The organism is Arsenicicoccus sp. UBA7492 (assembly GCF_002479615.1).
In the GTDB taxonomy this organism is placed as follows: domain Bacteria; phylum Actinomycetota; class Actinomycetes; order Actinomycetales; family Dermatophilaceae; genus Arsenicicoccus; species Arsenicicoccus bolidensis.
Map to the genome: position 1 here is coordinate 83,401 of NZ_DLOE01000039.1, position 4,890 is coordinate 88,290.

4 protein-coding genes are annotated in these 4,890 nt (G+C 74.3%); 2 read left to right on the forward strand and 2 right to left on the reverse strand.

Translation table 11 applies throughout. The features are described from left to right. Nucleotides 1-167 precede the first annotated feature (167 nt). The gene (locus B4E97_RS11600; RefSeq protein ID WP_286959957.1) at nt 168-2,378 is read left to right on the forward strand and encodes an alpha-galactosidase; all 2,211 of its coding nucleotides are present in this window, start codon (nt 168-170) and stop codon (nt 2,376-2,378) included. Here the strand turns inward: B4E97_RS11600 and B4E97_RS11605 are convergent. Both B4E97_RS11605 and B4E97_RS11610 read right to left on the reverse strand, forming a co-directional pair. Further along, nucleotides 2,375-2,773 carry a Rid family detoxifying hydrolase gene (locus B4E97_RS11605; RefSeq protein ID WP_286959958.1) on the reverse strand — a complete coding sequence of 133 codons (399 nt, stop codon included), beginning with the start codon at nt 2,771-2,773 and terminating at the stop codon, nt 2,375-2,377. The genes B4E97_RS11600 and B4E97_RS11605 overlap by 4 nt on opposite strands. Further along, entirely contained in the window at nt 2,770-4,179 is a 1,410-nt protein-coding gene (locus B4E97_RS11610; RefSeq protein WP_286959959.1) for a DUF4185 domain-containing protein, read from the reverse strand. The genes B4E97_RS11605 and B4E97_RS11610 overlap by 4 nt, the downstream gene beginning before the upstream one ends. Nucleotides 4,180-4,250: 71 nt before the next feature. Between B4E97_RS11610 and B4E97_RS11615 the strand changes: the two genes are divergently transcribed. After that, the gene (locus B4E97_RS11615) at nt 4,251-4,862 is read left to right on the forward strand and encodes a hypothetical protein (protein WP_286959960.1); all 612 of its coding nucleotides are present in this window, start codon (nt 4,251-4,253) and stop codon (nt 4,860-4,862) included. Nucleotides 4,863-4,890: the final 28 nt, after the last annotated feature.

Here is a 4,890-nt window from a genome sequence, read left to right on the forward strand (position 1 = left end):
TCGGGAACTGACCAGTCGGCGGGGCGCGGCACCCGGAGCCGGCCAGCCGGCGGGGCGCGCCGCCCGGAGCTGACCAGTCGGCGGGGCCCGCCGCCCGGAACTGACCAGTGGGCGGCAGGGCGTCGGCTCGAGTGGCGCAGACGGCGTGAGGTGACAGGCTGGTGGGCATGCCTTCTCACGCCCTGACCACCGGCTCCGGCCAGGACTGCCAGGTCCACCTCACCAGCGGGGGCGTCTCCCTGCTGCTCGACCTGTCCGACGCCCGCCTCCCCTCGATCGCCCACTGGGGGGCCGCCCTCCCCGACCTCGACGCCGACGAGGCGGCGACCCTGGTCCTGGCGACGACCTACGGCCGCGGCGGCAACGACGTCGACGTCCCCGTCCGGGTCGCGGTCCTGCCCGAGCACCACGCCGGCTGGTCCGGTCGGCCGGGCATCAGCGGCAGCCGCGACGACGGGTCCGGCTGGTCGCCCCGCTTCACGGTGACCGCGGCCGAGGCCCGCACCGACGAAGCGGCCGGCGCGACGGCATACGGCACGCTCACCACCCTCGGCGCCGGCGCGCTCCACGTCACCGCCCGCGACGACGAGGCGCGCCTGACCCTGACCATCGAGATCGAGCTGCTGGCGACGGGACTCGTGCGCACGCGCGCCATGCTCACCAACGACGGCGACACCGACTACGCCCTCGACGAGCTGGCACTCACCCTCCCGGTCCCCAACCAGGCCAACGAGATTCACGACCTGGCCGGGCACTGGGGCACCGAACGCGCGCCCCAGCGCAAGGAGTTCACCGTCGGGCAGCACCTGCGCGAGGGACGCAAGGGACGCACGGGCGCCGACGCGGCCTACGTGCTCTCCGCTGGGACAAAGGGATTCGGGTTCCGCCACGGTGAGGTCTGGGGCGTCCACACCGCCTGGTCCGGCAACCATCGCCACTGGGCCGAGCGACTCTTCAACGGCCGCACCGTGATCGGCGGGTCCGAGCTGCTGCTCCCCGGCGAGATGCGGCTGGCCACGGGCGAGTCCTACTGCTCTCCTTGGATATTCGGCGCGTATGGCGACGGCCTGGACGCCCAGGCCGCGCGCTTCCACGGCTGGTTGCGGTCACGGCCGACGCACCCGCAGAGCGACCGCAAGGTCACCCTCAACGTGTGGGAGGCCGTCTACTTCGACCACGACCTGGCGCGCCTCACCGACCTCGCCGACCGCGCCGCCGCCCTCGGCGTCGAGCGCTACGTCCTGGACGACGGCTGGTTCGGCGCCCGCCGCGACGACCACGCCGGCCTCGGGGACTGGGTCGTCTCCCCCGACATGTGGCCCGACGGCCTCGGCCCCCTGGTCGACCACGTCACCGGGCTGGGCATGGAGTTCGGCATCTGGTTCGAGCCCGAGATGGTCAACCTCAACAGCGACGTGGCCCGCGCGCACCCGGAGTGGATCATGGCCACGGGCAACCGGATTCCCGTGGAGAGCCGCCACCAGCAGGTGCTCAACCTCGGCATCCCGCAGGCCTACGCCCACGTCCGCGACCAGATGGTGGCGCTGCTCGAGACCTACGCCATCGGCTACATCAAGTGGGACCACAACCGCGACCTGGTCGACGCCGGCACGGCACCCTCCGGGCGTGCGGGCGTGCACGAGCAGACGCTCGCCGCCTACCGGCTCATGGCCGAGCTCAAGGACCGCTTCCCCGGGCTGGAGATCGAGGCCTGCAGCTCCGGTGGCTCGCGCGTCGACCTCGCCGTCCTCGAGCACACGGACCGGATCTGGACGTCGGACTGCATCGACCCCCTCGAGCGTCAGGTGATGCACCGCTGGACCCAGCAGCTCGTCCCCCCGGAGCTCATGGGCTCGCACATCGCCTCGGGCGCCTCGCACACGACGGGCCGCATGCACACCCTGCACTTCCGCGCCGGCACCGCCGTCTGGGGACACCTCGGAATCGAGTGGGACCTCGCCCGCGCCTCCGACGCGGAGCTCGCGGAGCTCGGCGACTGGGTCCGCTTCTACAAGCACCACCGCGAGCTCCTGCACTCCGGCGCCGTGGTCCGCCTGGACGACGTCGTGCCCGAGCTGCACGTCCACGGCGTTGTCTCCCCGACCCAGAACGAGGCGCTCTTCGCCGTCGTGTCCACCGGTCGCGCGATCGTCGACCCCATCGGCCGGATGCGCCTCGCCGGGCTCGACCCCGACCGACGCTACCGCGTCCGGGACGTCACGCCCAGCCGCCCGCCGCACGGTATGCCGCAACCGCCCGCCTGGTGGCCCGGCGACGAGGGCGCGCTGCTGCGCGGCCGCTCGCTGCAGCAGGTCGGGGTGGAGGCACCTGCCCTGTCCCCCGACGAGATCGTCATCCTCCACCTGACGACGGACTAGCGGACGGACGGGTGCCCCGCCACCAGCTCGATCTCCACCCGCGCGCCCAGCGGCAGGCCCGCGACAGCCACCGTGGTCCGGGCGGGACAGGGCTCGGCGAACACCGTGGCGTACACCTCGTTGACCGCCGAGAAGTCGGCCATGTCCACGAGGTAGACGTTGACCTTGACCACGTCGTCCAGCGTGCGGCCGACGGCGGCGAGCACCGCCTGGAGGTTGGTGAACACCTGCCTCGCCTGCGTGCTCACGTCCCCGTCGACGAGGCGGCCGGTGGCGGGGTCGATGGGCGTCTGGCCGGAGAGGTGGAGCAGGCCCTGCTCGCCGCTGCTCGCGGCGTGCGAGTAGGGGCCGACCGGGGCGGGGGCGGCGTCGGCGTGCACGGTGGTTCGAGTCATGGGGCCAGCCTTGCGGCATACCTGGTGGAGCGCACCTCGCCCACCGGCAGCCGGACGCGCAGGAAGCGCGGCCGGTAGGAGAACGGATCCGCGAGGACCGTGGCGAGGTCCGTGTTGTTGCGGCTGTAGGACACGACGACCGTGCCCGGCTCGGGCAGCAGGTCGGGGTGCGCGAGCGGCATGTAGCGCAGCACCCCCGTCTCCGGGTCGGAGGGCAGGTCGGCGACGGTCCGGCCCGTGTCGAACGGCCCCCACGGGGTCGGCGCGGTCCACACCGTGAGGTCGCGGCCGAGGAAGTCGTCCCGCTTGCTGAGGGCGTACCACCGACCGCCCTGCGCGAAGACGGACAGGGTCTGGGAGGTCCCCTTCACCGCCGGGATCAGCTGCGCCGCGGCGGCGGCCGACCGCGACCACCCCCTGCCGTCCCAGTAGGTCCACTCGGACCGGGTCAGCACCCGGTCCGGCCGGACCCGAGCGACGCGCAGCGAGCGCCCGAAGGTCATCGCCTCGGTCGAGCCCGCCGTCCCGTAGAGGTACAGCCAGCCGTCGGACAGGACCGAGGCGGCACCCCAGGCCGGGCGGGTCACGTCGGGGGAGTCCGGCCCCAGGTCGACGAGCCGCAGGAGCTGCGGGGTGCCACCCCGGCCCACGGTGAAGAGCGCGGCGGACGGGCCGAGGTTCTCGAAGTCGAAGGTCCCTCCCCCGGTCGTCCGCACCCGCTGCAGCATCACCGTCACCAGGTCCTGCCCCGCGCGCGGGGTGACCGTGACGGACATCGGCCAGTAGCCCACGACCGCGCCCGTGCTCCCCGCCGGCCTGGCGCGGTCCGGCACGATCGCCCCACGACCGGCGGGCAGGACGGCCCGCAGGCAGCCGGGGCTGCTGAGCAGCATGGAGTTGCGGACGAACCGGTGCCCCGCGACGTCCGGCGAGCGCAGCGTGTCGCCGAAGAGCAGGAGCCGGCGCCCGTCCTGGAGCCGGGCCCCCGCCCCGACGTCGGCGCCCAGGAAGGTCGGGGCCACGTGCAGCTGGTCGACGGCCCGGTTGATCGCCTCGACCGAGTCGAAGGACCCTCGTGCCGCGCAGCCGGTCTGCAGGGTCGTGGTCACCGGGGCGACCGGGCGGGGACCGGCGCTCGTGGGCGGGGGCGTCACCCGGGGATCAGGTCGCCGGGCGGAGGGGGTGGCGAGAGCGGGTCGCGCTGCGCCGGGGGCGGGGCCGCGGGCGGGGCCCGACGCGGGTCCCCTCGGCCCGTCGAGCGCCATCGCCGTCACGTCGCGCCCGCCCAGAGCGCCGGTCCCGACGGGCGCGACGGTGCCGCCGACCGCGACCAGGGTGATCAGCGTCGTGCGCACGAGCAGCCCGCAGGCACGACTCGTGCGCCGCGTCCCCCGCGCTGGCGTCATACGGGCACGCTACGGGCGCGACGGGCACGCATGGCACTGCTTTGATCACCTAGGGTTCGCATATGCCCCGTATGCCGCAACGCGCCACCCCCTCCACGGTCACCCTCATGGCCGCGGGGCTGCTGCTCGCGGGGTGCGCCTCGGACCCGGCGCCGAGCCCGACCCTGACCGGCGCCGCCGCCCGCTCGGCCCAGGACCAGTCCTCGCGGGTGCGTGAGCTGCTGGCGCCGCAACCGGCCGGTGTGGGCGAGACCCCGCGGCGATGGGGTCCCGTGTCGCTCGTGGCGCCGGCCGCGATGACGGAGGCCGACGCGGGGCCCGCGGCACCGCGCAAGGGCTGGACCTACAAGCGGCTCACCGACCCCAAGGGCAACCCGCAGACCTCGCTCGGCCTGATCGTCGCCCCCACCGTGGAGACCACGGCGGAGCAGTCGGCCGGGACGATCGCGCGGACCGGGGGCAGCCGCGACGCCGGCTCGGCCAGCGGGATCGTCACGACGACCACCTGGGAGGGGCGGCCGGCCCACCTCGTCTACGTCAACACCTCGACCGGGCTGCACGAGGAGGCGCTCAGCACCGAGACACCCGCCGGCACGATCACCGTCATCGCCCAGGCTCCCGTCTCGAGCTATCCCACCTCGGGGCTGCGGCGCGCCCTCCGGAGCGTCGACCTCACCCCCTGAACCCCAGACCCCCAGAACCCCCAGAACC